Origin of the sequence: Sphingomonas sp. 37zxx (assembly GCF_000786205.1) — a bacterium.
GTDB lineage: Bacteria > Pseudomonadota > Alphaproteobacteria > Sphingomonadales > Sphingomonadaceae > Sphingomonas.
Genome location: NZ_JROH01000004.1, coordinates 72369 through 89382 on the forward strand (window position 1 = coordinate 72369; position 17014 = coordinate 89382).

Sequence of the window (17014 nt, forward strand, 5' to 3'; positions counted from 1 at the left end):
CCGTAGGATGAATTTGGCGTTGACCTGCCACGCTGCGTCGCTAAATGCGGCATCTTCGTGACGGCATTCGGGCCGGCTACGAAACAGATTATTGCTTGGGAGCAATCGCACATGAAGAAGATGGTTCTTGTCGCTGCTGCCGCTGGCCTGATGTCTTTGGCCGCGTGCAACCAGGGTACCCCTGCCGAGAACGCTGGCGACGCGATGGCAGCGAACCTGGAAATGGAAGCCGACAACATGGAAATGATGGCTGACAACGCCACCACCGAGTCGGAAGCCATGATGCTTGAGAACGCTGCCGACAACCTCGAAGAGGCTGCCGACAACGCCGATGCCACGGGCGAAGCGAACGTCGCAAACGCCATGTAATCGGATCGATCGTCCTAGCGGCGATCGAACGGTTTTGGAAAAGGGGCGTCCCTCGCGGGATGCCCCTTTTTCATGTCTGGCGAAGATGCGGGTCGACCTGAGGCGCGCGGCAATTCGCCGGGCCGATCAGTCGATCCTAAGCGCCTGCCAGCCTGTCACGCCTTTTGGGGAAGCGGCTGGGTCGGGATCGATCGAACGATCCCCGACGATGGCCTGATAAAGCTGTGGCCCTTGCGGCGTAGGCATGACAAAGCGCAGGCGATCACCGCGCAACACCGGTCGCTCGATTGGTACGCCATCGATGGTGCCGCTGATCTGTTGAAACCGCTGGTCGAACGCCAACATCGCGGTTCGTCCGTCAGCCATCGTCAGTTGCCATTCGCCGCCAACCGTTGCCGGCACGATCCAAAGATACAGGTTCTTTTCCTGCACCACCCGGTGCTCATCGGGCGACCATTCGGTCATGTCGAAGGCATGACTGACGATTCGCGTGCCGGGCCTGAGTTCGTTGAGCAATTTAGGGCGAAGCGCGAGGTTCACCGTCGGCAGCAGGTACAAGGTGACGACGTTGGCATCGCGGATGCGCGCGGCGAACAAGTCGCCTTGCTCGAAGCGCGTGCGACCGGGCAGTTCCTGGCTGCGCGCCAGCATCCGGGCACGTGCTACCAGCGGCGAGCTTCGGTCGATCCCCAGACCGCTGGCACCGCGGCGGGCGGCTGCGATGACGATGCGGCCATCGCCCGATCCCAGATCGATGAGCATGTCGCCCGCGCCAAGCTGGGCGAGATCGAGCATTCCCTCGACGATGGGCTGCGGCGTGGGGACATAGGGGACGCTGTCTTCTTCCTGCGGAGCTGAGGCCGCCGGCGCAAGTGCCGGTGCCAGCCACAGCGCCGCAGCGATCGCACCCAAGCCGGTCCAGTTCATCATCGCCCCTCACGCCGATTGGACGCTGATCTTGCACGGGGCGAGCCGGTACCGCAATCGCGGCACCGGCCCTTGATGCGTTTAGGCAGCCATGCCGGGCTTCAGGATGACCTTGGTGAAATCATCCTGCTTCGTCTTGAAGTTGCGATAGCCATCTGCCGCCTGTTCGAGCGGCAGGGTGTGCGAGATCAGGAAGGTCGTGTCGATCTTGCCATCGGTGATCATGCCCAGCAGCTTTTCCATATATTTCTGGGTGTGGGTCTGCCCCGATTTGATGCTGAGGCCCTTTTCCATCAGCGCGCCCAGCGGAAACTTGTCTGTCATGCCGCCATAGACGCCGGGAATCGATACCCGCCCGCCCTTGCGAACCGCCAGGATGGCGTGCTTGAGCGCCGATGCGCGATCCGCACCCATGCCGACCTTCTGCTTGGCGATGTCGAGCATGTTGTCGAAACTAAAGCCGTGCGCTTCCATGCCGACTGCATCGATAACTGCATCGGGGCCGATGCCGCCGGTCATCTCCATCAGCGCCTCGCGGACATTGCTTTCGCGAAAGTTGATGACGTCGCAGCCAAGCCCCTTCGCCAGCCGCAGCCGGTTGGGATAGTGATCGATGACGATCACCTTGTGCGCGCCCATCAGCAGCGCGCTTTGGGCAGCGAACAGGCCAACCGGCCCTGCGCCCCACACGGCAACGGTATCGCCATTGGTGATTTCGGCATTTTCCGCCGCCATCCAGCCAGTCGGCAGAATGTCAGAAAGAAACAGCACCTTGTCATCGTCGAGGCTGTCGTCTTCGATGACGATGGGGCCGACATCGCTATAGGGCACCCGCACCAGATCGGCCTGGCCGCCGGGATAGCCGCCGGTGAGGTGCGAATAACCGAACATGCCGCTCATCGGGGTGCCGTAAAGCTGTTCGGACATGTCGCGCTTGTCGACGGGGTTCGAGTTATCGCATGCGCTGAATTGCTGCTGGCCGCAGAAGAAGCATGCGCCGCACGAGATCGTAAAGGGGACGACAACGCGCTGGCCCTTTTTCAGCGTCGAATGCGGTCCAACCTCGACCACTCGGCCCATGAATTCATGGCCCAGAATATCGCCCTTCATCACGGCGGGAATCACGCCGTCGTACAGATGCAGGTCGGAGCCGCAGATCGCGGTCGAGGTGACCTGGATGATCGCATCGCGCGCATTGACGATTTCGGGGTCGGGATGGGTATCGACGCGCACGTCCTGCGTGCCGTGGAAGGTAAGAGCGCGCATCAGGCAGCTTCCTCTAAATTTAGCCGATTATCGGATGTGGCGATTTCGCCGGTTTCCATCAGGCTCTTGAAGCGCCGAAGGTCGCGGCGCGCCTGTATCTTTGGCTCGCGCTGAAACAACGTGGCCACCAGGCGACCGGCACCGCCGAACGGTGCCTTGTACGCAACGATCAGTTCGACCTGCGTTCCCCGACCACCGGGGGCGTCGCGAAAGGCGACCCGCCCTTCGGTGTCGATTTCGGAGCCTTCGACCGAGCGCCAGGCGATCAGCTCCCCTTCGCGCTCCTGGGCGATCTCGCTATCGACGGTCACGGTGCCGCCGGGCGACTTGATCGTCCAGCGCGATCGATTGCCCCCGGTCATGACCACCGAATCGAGATTTTCCATAAAGGCGGGCAGGTTGGTGAAGTCGCGCCAAAAGGCGAACAGCTCGGCGCGCGACGGCTTGGCGATCGTCACGGTCTTGCCGACCACGGTATAGTCGCCAAAGTTGCCGTGCCGGGCGGTGCGGCCAGGCGCGCTGTCTTCGCCGCCTTCGGGCTTGCGAGGACGCGATGCGACCGCGCCGGCAACCCCAGCGATGGCGAGCAGCCCCAAGCTGGCGAAGATCGTGGCGCTGGAACCGGAAGATGTCTGGGAAGGCTTACGCATCATTTGTTCTCCGCTGTGAATGAATGGGAAATACGGTGCGGAAACGTGCCCCCATCATTCGGGTTGCGGTGGCGATGAAAGATAGTCGTTTCGCTTGGCGTATTGGTTCAACGTGCCTGAGTCGTTTCGCAGCGTCGTGCGTTATGACCGCATGGCCGATACCATTGCTTCGATCGAACGCCGGATGATGCTGGCCGCGGACGCACTCGACTTCGAGGAGGCCCGGCGATTGCGTGATCAGCTCAACCTGTTGCGCGGCGGTGCCGATCCCGAGGGGGCAGCGCAAGCCGATACCGCCGGCCTGACTCGCCAACAGCCAGGCGCGATGGGCCTTGGCAGTAGCCGCAGCCGACCGATGCCACCCCCCGGCTGGAAGCCCCCTGCCCGTCCCGATTCGATGACCAGCGGTCGATCGAAGCGAAAGCGCCCCAACTGACGGGAAAGCTGTGGGAAAATTATCGCACTGCAACGATCGAACGAAAAACTTTGCATCGCAGCAATTTTCCTTCTTGCCAGCGCCCCGTTTATGCGTTGTCATATAGCAGTCACGATTTGACGCGTTCCAGATAAGAGCAAGCGCGTAGTGCTTCGCTCATCGGGAGAGTGCATGTCCGATACGTCCAGTAATGGGCGAATCAAAGGTCCCTGAAATTCACCGCTCGCATCCTATTGATGCGGGACAGCCGGGGGGCATGCCTTGACTATTTCACGTCGTACCTTGCTACAACATATCGGAAACGTCGGCGGTACTGCAGCCACTGTAAGCGCGATGCAGGCAATAGGGTTGTTCGGCAACCTTGCCGCCGCGCAGAACTTGCCAGCGCTGCCCGCCAATTTCGGATCGGGCAAATCGGTTATCGTGCTTGGTGCCGGGATCGCGGGCCTTACCGCCGCCTATGAACTGCAACAGGCGGGGTTCACCGTCCATGTGCTGGAAGCGCGCAATCGGGTCGGCGGGCGAAACTGGACGGTGCGCGATGGTGACCGGATCGTGATGAATGGCGAGGCCGACCAGATCGCGCGTTTTTCGGACGGTGCCTATTTCAACGCCGGACCGGCGCGCATTCCAAGCTTTCACGAGCGGTTGCTAGGCTATTGCGCCAAATTGGGCGTACCGCTGGAGGTGGAGATCAACGCCAGCCGCGGTGCCTATGTGATGGGCAATGACGGCCGCAAGCAACGGATGCGCGTCGCGATCAACGACACGCGCGGGCATGTTGCTGAGTTGTTGACTAAGGCTGTGAACCAGGGTGCGCTCGATCAGGCGCTGACGCCTGAGGACAAGGCGGCGCTGCTGCCGTTCCTGAAAACCTATGGCGATCTCGACGACAAGGGCAGCTTCACCGGCACGTTGCGGTCTGGCTTCAAGACGTTTCCCGACGCCGGGGTGCGATCCTTTGCCACCCCGCCCGAGGCGGTGCCGCTGCGCGACTTGCTGGCCAACGAACAGCTGCCGGCGACGTTGTTCGAAGACAATGTCTATATGCAGGCGACGATGTTCCAGCCGATCGGCGGCATGGACCGGATCGCGGCAGGGTTCGAGCGGGCGCTGAAGCGACCCGTGATCCTGAACGCCGATGTGCAGCGCGTCCGCAATGGCGAGCGCAGCGTCGATGTCGCGTTCAAGGATACCCGCAGCGGGGCGATGCGATCACTGTCGGCCGACTATATGGTCTGCACCATCCCCTTCCCGGTGCTGGCAAAGGTCGATTGCGATTTCGAAGCGCCGGTGGCGCAGGCGATCAAGAGCGTGGTCTATGACCATTCGAACAAGGTAGCCTTCGACGCGCCGCGCTTTTGGGAAAAGGAACAGATTTTCGGCGGCATCAGCTTCGTCGGCGGCGACACGTCGCTGGTGTGGTATCCCAGCGCCGGCCTGTTCAGCCCGCGCGGCATGTTGCTTGCCTGCTACGCATCGGGCCAGCGCGCGGCGCGCTTTGCCAAGCTGCCGATTGCCGACCAGATCGAGCAGGCTCGCGCGGTGGTCGAGCGGCTGCATCCAGGGCATGGTCCTTCGTGCGCGAACGGCGTTGCCGTCAATTGGGACAAGATACCCTACAGCCTGGGGCCGTGGCCCAATTGGTATGCCGGCATGGCGGGGCGACAGGAAGGCGATATCGACACCGAGCCGTATCGTCTGCTCAACAAGCCGACCGGCCGGGTGATCTTCGCAGGCGCGGCGCTCAGCCAGACACCGGGCTGGCAGGAGGGCGCGATCCAATCGGCGCATGGCGCGGTCGCCGATCTGGCCAAGCTGCAAAGCGCGCATGCCGTCACGCAACCGACCCGCATCGCCGCGTGACGACCGCAACCTTGTCCGCCGCGGCCGATGCGATCACCGTTCGACGAGCGATCGATACCGACATTCCGGCGATGGCCGAACTGATCGAGGTATCGGCGCGCGTGCTTGGCCGCGACTATTACGACCAGCGCGCGCTGACGGCGGCGATCGACGGTGTGTTCGGTGTCGACAGCGTGCTGGTGCAGGACGGCACGTATTTCATCGCGAAGTTAGGGAATGAAATCGCCGGATGCGGCGGCTGGAGCAAGCGCGGCACCTTGTTCGGCGGCGATCGCTTTGCCGGGCGCGCCGATGATCTGCTCGATCCTGCCATCAGCCCGGCGCGGATCCGCGCGATGTTCGTCGTGCCGGGCTTCGCAAGGCGTGGGGTGGGCAGCGCACTGCTTCACGCCGGAGAGGCTGCGGCGCGCGCGGCGGGCTTTTCCGCGATCGAGCTGATGGCGACGCTGTCGGGCGTAGATTTCTATCGCAAGTGCGGTTTCGTCACCGCACCCGAAGTTACCGTGACGGTGGGCGATACCGCCGTCGTGTTCGTACCCATGCGAAAGCATCTGTCGGCGTAAATCATAACAGAAAAGCGATGGGAGAGGCCCTTCGAAGGCGCGAGCCTGGATATAATTGGGGGCTTTTGGGAATGAAGATCATTACGTCTATTTCGATGATCGCGTTGGCGACATCGATGCATGCGGGGGTGGCGCATGCACAGGCGCAGACCGAGTCTGTAGCGGAAAGCGCGGTGCAGGATGACGCACCGACCGAGATTGTTTCGCAAGGCGAGATCATCGTCACCGGCACCAGGCGTACCGACCGTACCGTTTTGGAATCGTCCGCCCCGGTCGATGTCTTTACTGCCGAGACGCTGCGGACTCAGGCGTCGGGCGACATGAACAATATCCTGCGCAACCTGGTCCCTTCGTTCAATGTCGGGCGGTTTTCGATTTCGGATGGATCGACCTTCGTTCGACCGCCAACCTTGCGCGGCCTGCCACCCGACCAGATCCTGGTGCTGGTCAACGGCAAGCGGCGGCATCGCGCGGCACTGGTGCAGATCGGCGGCGGTGCGCTGGCGGCTGGTTCACAGGGTGTCGATCTGGCGCAGATTCCGACGATCGCGGTCGAGCGGATCGAAGTGCTGCGCGATGGTGCAGCGGCGCAATATGGTTCGGACGCCATCGCCGGCGTCATCAACTATGGCCTGAAACGCAATAGCGACGGTATCGAACTCACCGCCCGCTACGGCCAATTCTATGAAGGCGACGGCGAAAATCTCCAGCTTGCCGCCAATGTCGGGCTGCCGCTCACCGATGCGGGATTCGTCAATATCAGCGGCGAATATCTCGACTCGAAACAAACCAGCCGCGGGGTCCAGCGGCCCGGCGCACTGGCATTGCAGGCGCAATTCCCCGGCACTTATGACGGCCTTCGCGATCCGGTGCAGATCTTCGGCGATCCCCAGGTCGAGGCTTCACGGCTGTTCGTCAATGCCGGGCTGGAAGTCGCCGAGGGGGCCGAAGTCTATATGTTCGGCAACTATGGCGTGTCGCGGCAAGAGGGCGACTTCAACTATCGCCAGCCGGTCAGCTCGACCGGTCCCAACGCGGTGGGCAACGGCACCCAGACCTTCGGGGCTGCCGGCGGTATCTTCACCACCTTGTTCATCGATCCGATTCCCGGGCAGTTCGATGCGCGCGGGCGGCCGGTGTATAATGGTGCCGGTCGCACGTTCAATTTCAACAGCTTGTACCCGATCGGCTTCACACCGCGCTTTTTCGGCAAGGTATCCGATTATTCGATCGTCGGCGGGCTGAAGGGCGAAGCGATCGAAGGGCTGACCTATGATCTGAGTGCCTCCTATGGTCAGAACCGGATCGATTACCGGATGACCAACACACTGAACCCATCGATGGGGCCGGCATCGCCGACCGCCTTCAACATGGGTTCGCTCGAGCAGCGCGAGACCAACTTCAATGCCGATGTCGCCTATGAAACCGACATTGGCCTAGCCTCGCCGCTGACGATCGCGGCGGGTGCCGAACATCGACGAGAGGCGTATGCGATCCTGCTGGGCGATCCGGCATCGTATCAATTCGGCAATTTCGGATTGCAGACGGTCCAGCGCGCCGATGGCACCCGCTTCGTCAACACGGCGCAGCAGGTGGGGTCGAACGGCTTCCCTGGCTATGGTCCCGATTCGGCAATCGATCAGGATCGCACCAGCTATGCCTTTTATGCCGAAGTCGAGGCCGACATCGTCGCCGGCCTGTCGCTGTCGGGGGCGATCCGGCACGAGGAGTTCAGCGACTTCGGATCGACCACCAACTGGAAAGCGACCGGGCGGTATGAGTTCACCCCTGCGATTGCGATACGCGGTGCAGCCAGCACCGGGTTCCGCGCGCCGACGCCGGGGCAATTGTTCACCACCAACGTCGCGACCGCTTTCACCGGCTCCAATCCGATCGAAAGCGCGATCCTGCCGGTAAGCACCGCTGCCGCGCAGGTATTCGGGGCGACGCCGCTGCAACCGGAAAAATCGAAAAACTATTCGGCGGGTCTGGTGCTGACCCCAACCGCGTCGTTTTCGATCACGCTCGATGCCTATCAGATCGACGTGACCGATCGTATCGGCCTGACCGGCAATATCGAAATCAATACCGAGGCGCGGCGTCAGGCATTGCGTAACGCCGGCGTACCCAATGCCGAATCGCTGGGGCGGCTGCGCTACTTCACCAACTCGTTCGACACCCGGACCAAGGGCGTCGATCTGGTCGCCAACCACACCGCCAATACCGGTTTCGGGCGGTTCAACACCAGCCTGGCGATGAACTATAACGAAAGCGAAGTGACCGCGATCGACACGGTGAACCTGCTGGGCACGCAGACGGCGGTGATCGACGCCGTGCGCGTGGGCAATATCGAGAATCTCAACTCGAAATGGCGCGGAAATTTGACCGAGAACTGGTCGCTCGACCGGTGGAACATCATGGCACGGGCGAGCTATTGGGGAGAGTTCACCAGCTATGCCGCTGCGGCGGACGGCGGCAACCTGACATTCGGTGCCGACGTGACCTTCGACCTGGAGGTCGGCTTTGACCTCAATGAAACCATTCGCCTGGCGGTGGGCGGTGAGAACATCCTCGACAATTATCCCGACAAGAACCGCCGCGCGACCGGCCAGTCCAACCAGAACTGGTTTGCCGCGACGGGGGGCACCATCGGCGGGGCGGTCTATCCCGACGATGCACCTTATGGCTTCAACGGCGGCTTCTGGTACGTTCGTGCCGCAGCGCGCTTCTGATGCACGACAGAAATACAGGGGAGAGCATACACATGATGTTTCGGACGATTGCGGCGGGTATGTTGCTGGCGGGGGCGCTTGCCGTCCCCGCCGGGGCACAAGTGGTACGGCACCAGAATCCGGGGACGACGCCGTCGCTGATCCTGCAGGCGGTGACGGTGCCGCCGGGGGCCGAAACGCTGATCCTGTCGGGTCAGCTCGCCGCGCCGATCGATCCGTCGAAACCGCCGACGAGCTGGGAATCGTTCGGCGACACCAAGACGCAGACGGTGAGCATCCTTACCAAGATCAAGGCGATCCTGGCGTCCAAAGGCTATGCGATGTCGGACATCATCAAGATGACGGTGTTCGTGACCGCCGATCCGGCACGCGCCGACGGCAAGATGGACTTTGCCGGCATGAACGAGGGGTTCAAGCTGTTCTTCAACACCGCTGACAACCCGAACACGGTGACGCGATCGACGGTGCAGGTGGCGGGCTTGGCTAGCGCCAATTTCCTGGTGGAGATCGAAGTGACCGCCGCCAAAATGCCGGCGGATTAGGATCGGCGGTTCTGGAGCGCCGGAAGTCGGTGGTCGCGGGTTTTGGGCCGCGACCACCGTTACCTTGGCTTAGTTAGCGCCGCCCAGCGCGGTGCCGCCGGTCGTGCTGACCTGCGCCATTGCATTCGACACTGATTGGTCGAGGCAGCGGCGATAGTCCGCCGGAGGGCGGACGCCGTACATGTCGACACGGCCGCAGCTTTGCTGTGCGGCGATGCGCACCCGACGCTCGATGGCGGCACGTCCGCGCGGATCGTCGGGGTTCAGATCGGTGATGCTGACCGTAGTGGCGCGCGTCACCATATTGGCTCCACCGCGAACCACGGCGGTGTCGCTGTCGGCGGCAAAGGCGGCGGCGGGAAGCGCCACCATCGTTGCGACGAGCGCGACGGTTAGTTGTCTGCGGATCATCATTTCTCTCCTGCCAGGCCGATCATTGTCGGCCGTCCGGCGGTCGTTGCCGCCAGGCGCGCATGTACGCCTGCTGCCGCCCGGCTTCAACTGGGCGGTGCAGCATGAACCGAGGCCCAAGCGCTTCGCACGATCGGCGTGATTGGGCTAAGGTCGACCAACGACCCTTTGCCCATACAGGATGCGCCATGCCGCTGTACGCGATCGACGGAAAACAACCCCAGCTCGGACGCGGCGTGTGGATCGCGCCCAGCGCCGATGTAATCGGCGACGTGGGTTTGGGCGAGGATGCCAGCGTCTGGTTCGGCGCGGTCATTCGCGGCGACAATACGCCGATCCTGCTCGGCGCGCGGAGCAATGTGCAGGAGGGGGCGATGCTGCATTCGGACCCCGGCGCGCCGCTGACGATCGGGGAGGATTGCACGATCGGCCATCACGCGATCCTGCATGGCTGCACCATCGGCGATCGGGTGCTGATCGGCATGGGCGCGACGATCCTGAACCGCGCGCATATTCCAGACGATTGCATGGTGGGTGCCGGCGCGCTGGTGACCGAAGGGAAGAGCTTTCCTTCCGGCCATCTGATCCTAGGCAGTCCGGCGCGCGCGGTCCGCCCGCTCGATGCTGGGGCGATCGCAATGCTGCGGGTTTCGGTGCAGCATTATGTGCAGCGCGCGGCGCATTTCGCGGCGCGGTTACAGCGCATCGATTGACGCTCTGCGCGTGCATTCCAGTTGCGCGATGAAACCGACTTGAGGTATGTTTGCACCATGGCTTTACCCCCCCTTTTCGATCGCTTGCGCCTGCCGATCATCGGCTCGCCGCTGTTCATCATCTCCGGCCCCGAGCTGGTCATCGCGCAATGCAAGGCGGGCATCATCGGGTCGTTCCCCGCGCTGAATGCGCGACCGCAGAGCGAACTCAGCGAGTGGCTGCACCAGATCACCGAGGAGCTAACGGCATGGAATCGCGAGCATCCCGATCGACCCGCGGCCCCATTTGCGGTCAATCAGATCGTCCATAAATCGAATGACCGATTGGAGGCCGATCTGGAGACATGCGCCAAATGGCAGGTGCCGATCGTCATCACCTCGCTTGGCGCACGCGCCGAACTTAACACCGCGGTCCATAGCTGGGGCGGGATCACGCTGCACGATGTGATCGACGATCGTTTCGCGCACAAGGCGGTGGAAAAGGGTGCCGATGGCCTGATCCTGGTATGTGCCGGTGCCGGCGGCCATGCCGGGCGGCTAAACCCCTTTGCCTTTACCCAGGAGGTGCGCGCCTGGTTCGACGGGCCGATCGCGCTGTCGGGTGCGATCGCCAATGGCGGCGCGGTGCTGGCGGCACAGGCGATGGGGGCGGACCTGGCCTATATCGGTTCGCCCTTCATCGCGACCGCCGAAGCGCGGGCGGCGGATGAATATAAGCAGGGTATCGTCGACGGCTGCGCGGAGGATATCGTCTACACCAACCTGTTCACCGGGGTGCACGGCAATTACCTGCGCAGTTCGATCGAGGCGGCGGGGCTCGATCCCGACAACCTGCCCGCCAGCGATCCCTCGGCGATGAACTTCGGATCGGGCAGCAACACCAAGGCAAAGGCTTGGCGCGACATCTGGGGATCGGGCCAGGGCATCGGCGCGGTCGATCGGGTCGAGCCGGTGGCGGTGCGGGTCGACCGGCTGGCGGCGGAGTATGCGGCGGCCAAGGCGCGATTGGGGTGAGCGATAGCCCCTCTCCCGCCCGGCGGGAGAGGGGTCTTACCCTGCCCGCTTGAGCAACACGCCTGCGCGCCAGTAATGGAAGATCGCCCAGGGGGTGACTGCCGCGAACAGCATCATCGCCCAGCGAAGCGAATCCGCACCGAAGGTCGGCTTGAGCAAATCGCTGATCACGCCGACCAAGGTCGGTCCGGCCCCAAGCCCGATCAGATTGATCACCAGCAACGTGATCGCCGCCCACAAGGCGCGCAGCCGCAGCGGTGCCAGCCCCTGGATCAGTGCGAAGGTTGGCCCGAGATAGCTGTTGGCGAACAGGATGTAGAGAAAATACGACCCGATCGCGAGCATCGGCTCGTCGAACAGGAAAAAGCCCAAGGTAAAGGGTAGCGCGAGCGTCTTGAGGACAGCAACCATCGTGCTCTGCGCGTGCAGCCCGTGCCGGCGCGCCAGCCAGTCGGCAATCTTGCCGCCGCCAACGGCGGATGCGATGCCGAAAATCCCGCCGGGCAGCGCGACATAGAGCGAGATGTCGCGAACGCCGATCCCCAGCGATCGCTGCATATAGCTCGGTCCCCAGGCGGTGAGGCCATAGCCGATCATCGATGTCAGTGTCACCGCGGCCACCAAGTGCAACGCCGGCCCCGAAGCGATGAGTGATGCAAAGCCGGCACCCAAGCTCGGCATCGGTTCCTTGGCCGCATTGGGCGCGCGATTGGGGTCCGACAGACCGCGACGCGGCTCGACGACGAACAGCCAGACAATCAGCGCCAGCACCACGCCGGGCATGCCGATGACGAACATCGCGGTACGCCAGCCAAACGCCGCCGCTACCAAGCCGCCAACCGACGTGCCGATCGCACTGCCCAGCACGACGCCGAGCGAAAAGACCCCCATCGCCCCGGCGCGTCGATCGGGCGGGTAAAGATCGGCGATGATCGAATGGCTTGGCGGCGAAGACCCCGCCTCGCCGATGCCGACGCCGATACGGGCCAGCAGCAACTGGGTGAAATTCTGCGCCAGTCCGCCAACGGCGGTCATCGCGCTCCACGCGGCCAGGCTTAGCGCGACGATGTTCTTGCGGTTGAACCGATCGGCCAGCCGCGCAACCGGAATACCAAGCGTTGCGTAGAACAGCGCGAAGGCCAGCCCGGACAGCAGGCCCAGTTGGGTATCGGAAAGTTTCAGATCAGCTTTTATCAGTTCCTGAAGGATCGCCAGGATCTGGCGGTCCATATAGCTGAAGAAATAAGTGGTCGTGAGCAGCGCCAGGGTGAGGCCCCTGCGGCGAATTGCCTTTTCATCGGCGATGGCATGGGCGGCAAGCGTCTGCGGTTCGGTCACGCATCATCCTCGTTGGTCGCACCCCTGTTGGTTCGACACCGGCGGCTCCCCCGAACCGCCAGCATCTCGCGGCGTCAGAAACTACCGCGAAGCGTCAAGCCATAGGTGCGCGGTTCGGCGAGAAACTGCGAGAAGATTTGGCGGCCACCGGGATATTGCGGATCCTGGAAAGCGGCGGTGGTGGCACCCTCCTGGAAAGGCGAGTTGAACGCGACCTGTGCGTTATCCTGGTCAAGCAGGTTCTGTGCCCAGATTTCGACGGCCCAACGCTGGTCAGGACCGCGCACACCGAAGCGGGCGTTGACCAGCAAAAAGCTGTCCTGCATCTTTTGCGGGAACAGGTCCGACCCGGTGTTGAAATCATCGGTCAGGCGGCCGTCGATGTAGAACAGCCCCGACAGGCCCGAGCTGCCCAGATCGGGCGTCCAGGCGACCGACGAGGTAGCGACGATCTGCGGCGCGTTCGACAAATTCTGACCGGGCAGCTTCCGCAGCGCCTGATTGAGCGGTGCGCCACTGTCATTGCCGACCAGATTGTCGCGGAACGTGGTGTCGGCATAGGTGAGGCCGGCGGCGATCCGCAGGTCGCGGATCGGCACCATCTGCGCCTCAAGCTCGACACCCTGCGCGAGGACGCCATAGCCCAGATTGCCCGCGCCGCATGCGCCGGTGGCGCTGGCGGTGGGGCTGAAATTGGGCGCGGCGGCGAACTTGCTCTGGTCGCGATCGCCGCCGTTCAAACTCTCGGTGCAGCCATTGACGTTTTCGACGATGAAGACGGTGCCGTCGAAGGTGTTGAGCTGGAAGTTCTTGAACTCCTGCCGGAAGGCGGCGACTGCCAGAGTGAACGGGCCGGTCGCGTATTTTGCGCCGATTTCGTAAGAGTTCACCGTCTCAGGATCGAATTGCAGGTTGCCGACCAGCGCTTGTGCCCCACCTAGCGACGCCAGCGTCTGGATCGGCAGCTTCAAGGACGAACGATCAAGGTTGAAGCCGCCCGCCTTATAGCCACGGGTGTAGCTGCCATAGAGCAGCAGGTCTTCGGTTGCCTTCCACGACAAGACCGCGGTGCCGGTGAATTCGCTTTCGTTGCGTTGGTCGTTGATGCTGACGCCGTTCAATTCAGACGTCGAATTGCCCTGGCAGGAAAGGCCCAGGATCGCGCCGGCAATCGGGGCGAGGCCGGGATTCGCCAGGAACGGTGTCAACGCCTGTTGGTTGGCGACGCAGGCGGTATTGTCGTTGGTGAAGTCAGCCGAGAACCGCTTGCGCTCGTCGGTGTAGCGCAGACCCAGCGTCAAATCGACGGTGTCGGTGACATGGACGATGTTGTGCGTGAACGCCGCGAAGCTGCGGGTATCCTGGCGATAGACGTCGACGATCGAGCCGCGATCGCTGATCCCGTCGAGCCGATCGAATGCCGCCAACACGGTTGGTCCCGCTGCGCCGAAGGGCGATGGTGCGCCGGGCACCTGCCCGCCGATCACTGCGCGCCCGGTCGGCGACAAGCAGCCGGTGCCGGTGGGCGAATATAGCCCCGCCAACCCGCCGCCCGAAACGATACGACAGGCAGCGAACCGGCCATATTGCGTGCCGAACCGCAAATTGCTGTTTACCCGGATTTTTTCGTCGAGGAAGAAGCCGCCGACCAACCAGTCGAGCTTGTCGTCGAACAGGCTGCCTTGCAACCGCAGTTCCTGGGTAAAGGTCTTGAACAGCCGCGAATTGCCGTCACCGCCCGCATTGTACAGCAGATCCGGCGTGCCATAGTCGGTGTCCGAGCCTTGCGCGTTATAATAGGTGCGATAGGCGGTGATCGACGTAAGCGAAATATCGCCGAAGCGCCAATCGATCTGCCCCGATATGCCCCAATCCTCTGACCCGCTGCTATAGTCGCGGCCGGGTGTGACCGAGACGTTGCGGCTGTAACCCTGATTGAAGGCCGCCGGATTCTGGCCAAGTGCGGTCAACACGTTGATGATGTTGTTGCCATTGGGCAGGCCGGTGGTGAGCGGCGTGGCGGGATTGTTCAAATTGCCGATCGACTGGTTGACCGAGCGATCGACATAGGTCGCCGCGCAGCAATTTTCGTCGCGCTTGCTGTAATCACCGATCAGCCGGACATCGATGTCGGTCGTGGGCTGGTACAACAGCTGGCCACGCACGAAATACCGATCGCGGTCGTTGATCTGAGTGTTGTTGGCGGGATCATTATAAAAGCCGTCGCGCTGGACGAACACGCCATCGAGCCGTGCGGCCACCGTCTGGCTGATCGGGCCGGTGATGGTGCCGGCCAGGCGGACGAAATCATAATTGCCGTAGTTCGCTTCGCCGCTGCCGCTCAGCGTGAATTCGGGCTTCTTGCTGTGGATGCTGATCAAGCCCGCCGACGAGTTGCGCCCACCAAGCGTTCCCTGCGGACCGCGCAACACTTCGATCCGGTCGATCTCGCCCAGTTCGTTCAGGCCGATGCCCGAACGCGAGCGGTAAACGCCATCGATGAAGGTGACGACCGAGCTTTCGAGGCCGGGATTGTCGCCGACGGTGCCGATACCGCGGATACGCGCCGAGCCATTGGCCTCTGACCCGGTCGACGACACCAGCAGCGACGGCGCCAACTGGTTGAGCTGCCGGATGTCATTCGCTCCCGAGAGCAACAGATTCTCACCGCTGATCGCCGAAACCGCGATCGGCACGTCGGCGAGCGCCTGGGCGCGGCCTTGGGCGGTGATCACGATGTCGCGGCTGATGTCCTGCGACGGATCTTCGTCCTGCGTCGCCGCCTCGGCAGCCTCTGTCGGGGCCGCAGCCGGCGCATCCTGGGCATGTGCCGGGTGCGCCAGGGCCAGGACGAAAGCGGGGACCGCGCAGGCGGTAAGCAGCTGCCGTTTCATCATCATCTCCTCCAAAGGGTTGTATCTGTCGTGCGATACATACCGTGAGCTCGAAGTAAGCTTAGCTCGCTTCAAGCGTCAAGCGGATGATTACCGACGATCCCCGCATTTTCACGGGATTGTTGCGAATTTGTCATCCCGCAACGCACCATACCCCAACGCCTAAAAGTTGTGTTGCGTAACTTTCCGTAGTTAATAGCCGTTCAACCGGGCAAAGCGTTCGCGGTGCCAGGCGGCATTGCCCCACATCGCTTCAAGCACGCGGGCGCGCTTGAGATAAAAGCCGGCATCATATTCATCGGTCATGCCGACCCCGCCATAGAGCTGCACCATCTCGCGGCTGACCAGATGCAACGTATCGCCCGCCACCGCCTTGGCCAGGCTGACCGCCTGATCGATGTCGGATCGTTTGGCGTCGATCGCCTCGAGCGCGCCCTCGACCGCCGAACGCATCAGTTCGAGTTCGGTGAACATCTTGGCCATGCGATGTTGCAGCGCCTGAAAGGTCGACAGTTTCTGCCCGAACTGCACGCGCTGCTTGAGGTAGTCATTGACCTGCGCGAACACCGAATCCGCCATGCCGAGCATTTCAGCGGCGGTCGCGGCGGCGGCCCGATCGGTGACCTGCCGCAACAAATGCTCGCCGCCATCGGCCAGTTTCTGCGCTGGCGCATCGGCAAAGACGATTTCGGCATGGCTCCGCGAGTCCGCCATTTTGCGGGTGTTGCGGGTGACGCCCTGCTCGCCGCTCACCAGATACAGCCCGTCGGTTGCAGCGACCACGAACAGTACCGCGCCATCGCCTTCGGCGACGAACGCCTTGGTGCCGCTGAGCTTGCCGCCCTCGACACGGGTAGCGATGCGATCGGGTGCGAAGTGCGCCCCTTCGTCGACCGCCAGCGTCGCGACGATCTCACCCGCGGCAATCCGGGGCAGCCATTCGGCCTGTTGCGCCTGCGATCCGCCGAGCATCAACGCGCTGGTCGCCGCCGCGGTCGCGGCGAGCGGCGAAGCGACCAGATTGCGGCCGAGCTGTTCGAGCACCAGGCCAAGTGACAGGAACCCCATGCCCGCCCCGCCCTGTGCTTCGGGCACCAGCACCCCAGCCCAGCCCATTTCGGCCTGCGCCTGCCACAGCGCGGCGTCATAGCCTTCGGGCGGGGCGGCATCGCGGGTCTTGCGAAACGCCGCCACCGGCGCTTCGTTGTCCGCCCATTCGCGCGCCATGTCGCGCAGCATCGTCTGGTCTTCGCTCAGAATTGCCATGATATTCCCTCTGTCCTTGAGGAAAGA

At 62.9% G+C, this 17014-nt stretch carries 15 protein-coding genes; 8 read left to right on the plus strand and 7 right to left on the minus strand.

The genetic code is table 11. The features are described 5' to 3' along the window. Positions 1-111 precede the first annotated feature (111 nt). Entirely contained in the window at positions 112-369 is a 258-nt protein-coding gene (locus tag QU44_RS02415; RefSeq protein WP_033919867.1) for a hypothetical protein, read from the plus strand. Between the two features lie 126 nt (positions 370-495). On the opposite strand, the gene QU44_RS02420 is transcribed toward QU44_RS02415, so the two are convergent. The 3 genes from QU44_RS02420 to QU44_RS02430 form a co-directional block, all read right to left on the minus strand. Beyond that, positions 496-1296, minus strand: coding sequence for a class I SAM-dependent methyltransferase (locus QU44_RS02420; RefSeq protein ID WP_033919868.1), 801 nt, complete (start codon positions 1294-1296; stop codon positions 496-498). 81 nt (positions 1297-1377) lie between these two features. After that, complete coding sequence (locus QU44_RS02425; RefSeq protein ID WP_033919869.1) at positions 1378-2562, minus strand: zinc-dependent alcohol dehydrogenase; 1185 nt, start codon at positions 2560-2562, stop codon at positions 1378-1380. After that, positions 2562-3212, minus strand: coding sequence for an SRPBCC family protein (locus QU44_RS02430; protein ID WP_052134272.1), 651 nt, complete (start codon positions 3210-3212; stop codon positions 2562-2564). Before QU44_RS02430 ends, QU44_RS02425 begins: the two co-directional genes overlap by 1 nt. A gap of 151 nt (positions 3213-3363) precedes the next feature. Here QU44_RS02430 and QU44_RS02435 point away from each other — a divergent pair, with 151 nt between their 5' ends. The 5 genes from QU44_RS02435 to QU44_RS02455 all read left to right on the plus strand — a co-directional run bounded on the left by QU44_RS02435 (position 3364) and on the right by QU44_RS02455 (position 9351). Then, positions 3364-3648, plus strand: a complete 285-nt coding sequence (locus tag QU44_RS02435) for a UvrB/UvrC motif-containing protein (protein WP_033920009.1) — start codon at positions 3364-3366, stop codon at positions 3646-3648. Positions 3649-3996: 348 nt separating this feature from the next. Then, positions 3997-5514: a flavin monoamine oxidase family protein gene (locus QU44_RS02440; RefSeq protein WP_197054226.1), complete on the plus strand. Its 1518-nt coding sequence runs from the start codon at positions 3997-3999 to the stop codon at positions 5512-5514. After that, a complete protein-coding gene (locus QU44_RS02445) occupies positions 5511-6077 on the plus strand; it encodes a GNAT family N-acetyltransferase (protein ID WP_231621580.1) in 567 nt (188 codons plus the stop codon). Before QU44_RS02440 ends, QU44_RS02445 begins: the two co-directional genes overlap by 4 nt. 71 nt (positions 6078-6148) lie before the next feature. Beyond that, positions 6149-8809, plus strand: a complete 2661-nt coding sequence (locus QU44_RS02450; protein WP_033919870.1) for a TonB-dependent receptor plug domain-containing protein — start codon at positions 6149-6151, stop codon at positions 8807-8809. Positions 8810-8841: 32 nt separating this feature from the next. Next, positions 8842-9351, plus strand: coding sequence for a RidA family protein (locus QU44_RS02455; protein WP_033919871.1), 510 nt, complete (start codon positions 8842-8844; stop codon positions 9349-9351). 69 nt (positions 9352-9420) lie between these two features. On the opposite strand, the gene QU44_RS02460 is transcribed toward QU44_RS02455, so the two are convergent. Continuing rightward, on the minus strand, positions 9421-9762 hold the full coding sequence (locus tag QU44_RS02460; RefSeq protein ID WP_197054227.1) for a UrcA family protein: 342 nt from the start codon (positions 9760-9762) through the stop codon (positions 9421-9423). A 188-nt stretch (positions 9763-9950) separates the two neighbouring features. Between QU44_RS02460 and QU44_RS02465 the strand changes: the two genes are divergently transcribed. After that, the gene (locus QU44_RS02465) at positions 9951-10475 is read left to right on the plus strand and encodes a gamma carbonic anhydrase family protein (RefSeq protein WP_033919873.1); all 525 of its coding nucleotides are present in this window, start codon (positions 9951-9953) and stop codon (positions 10473-10475) included. Between the two features lie 57 nt (positions 10476-10532). Continuing rightward, the gene (locus QU44_RS02470) at positions 10533-11489 is read left to right on the plus strand and encodes an NAD(P)H-dependent flavin oxidoreductase (RefSeq protein WP_033919874.1); all 957 of its coding nucleotides are present in this window, start codon (positions 10533-10535) and stop codon (positions 11487-11489) included. A 36-nt stretch (positions 11490-11525) separates the two neighbouring features. Here the strand turns inward: QU44_RS02470 and QU44_RS02475 are convergent, their stop codons facing one another. The 3 genes from QU44_RS02475 to QU44_RS02485 form a co-directional block, all read right to left on the minus strand. Continuing rightward, positions 11526-12827, minus strand: coding sequence for a spinster family MFS transporter (locus QU44_RS02475; RefSeq protein ID WP_231621581.1), 1302 nt, complete (start codon positions 12825-12827; stop codon positions 11526-11528). Positions 12828-12901: 74 nt separating this feature from the next. Further along, positions 12902-15724: a TonB-dependent receptor gene (locus QU44_RS02480; RefSeq protein ID WP_033920015.1), complete on the minus strand. Its 2823-nt coding sequence runs from the start codon at positions 15722-15724 to the stop codon at positions 12902-12904. A gap of 189 nt (positions 15725-15913) precedes the next feature. Then, complete coding sequence (locus tag QU44_RS02485) at positions 15914-16987, minus strand: acyl-CoA dehydrogenase family protein (RefSeq protein WP_033919876.1); 1074 nt, start codon at positions 16985-16987, stop codon at positions 15914-15916. Positions 16988-17014: the final 27 nt, after the last annotated feature.

Excerpts from the sequence above, each read along its gene's own strand:
- QU44_RS02420 (WP_033919868.1), bottom strand. The coding sequence starts at position 1,296 with ATGAACTGGACCGGCTTGGGTGCGATCGCTGCGGCGCTGTGGCTGGCA.
- QU44_RS02460 (WP_197054227.1), bottom strand. The coding sequence starts at position 9,762 with ATGATCCGCAGACAACTAACCGTCGCGCTCGTCGCAACGATGGTGGCG.
- QU44_RS02450 (WP_033919870.1), top strand. The coding sequence starts at position 6,149 with ATGAAGATCATTACGTCTATTTCGATGATCGCGTTGGCGACATCGATG.
- QU44_RS02455 (WP_033919871.1), top strand. The coding sequence starts at position 8,842 with ATGATGTTTCGGACGATTGCGGCGGGTATGTTGCTGGCGGGGGCGCTT.
- QU44_RS02435 (WP_033920009.1), top strand. The coding sequence starts at position 3,364 with ATGGCCGATACCATTGCTTCGATCGAACGCCGGATGATGCTGGCCGCG.
- QU44_RS02425 (WP_033919869.1), bottom strand. The coding sequence starts at position 2,562 with ATGCGCGCTCTTACCTTCCACGGCACGCAGGACGTGCGCGTCGATACC.
- QU44_RS02470 (WP_033919874.1), top strand. The coding sequence starts at position 10,533 with ATGGCTTTACCCCCCCTTTTCGATCGCTTGCGCCTGCCGATCATCGGC.
- QU44_RS02485 (WP_033919876.1), bottom strand. The coding sequence starts at position 16,987 with ATGGCAATTCTGAGCGAAGACCAGACGATGCTGCGCGACATGGCGCGC.
- QU44_RS02465 (WP_033919873.1), top strand. The coding sequence starts at position 9,951 with ATGCCGCTGTACGCGATCGACGGAAAACAACCCCAGCTCGGACGCGGC.
- QU44_RS02480 (WP_033920015.1), bottom strand. The coding sequence starts at position 15,724 with ATGATGAAACGGCAGCTGCTTACCGCCTGCGCGGTCCCCGCTTTCGTC.
- QU44_RS02430 (WP_052134272.1), bottom strand. The coding sequence starts at position 3,212 with ATGCGTAAGCCTTCCCAGACATCTTCCGGTTCCAGCGCCACGATCTTC.
- QU44_RS02415 (WP_033919867.1), top strand. The coding sequence starts at position 112 with ATGAAGAAGATGGTTCTTGTCGCTGCTGCCGCTGGCCTGATGTCTTTG.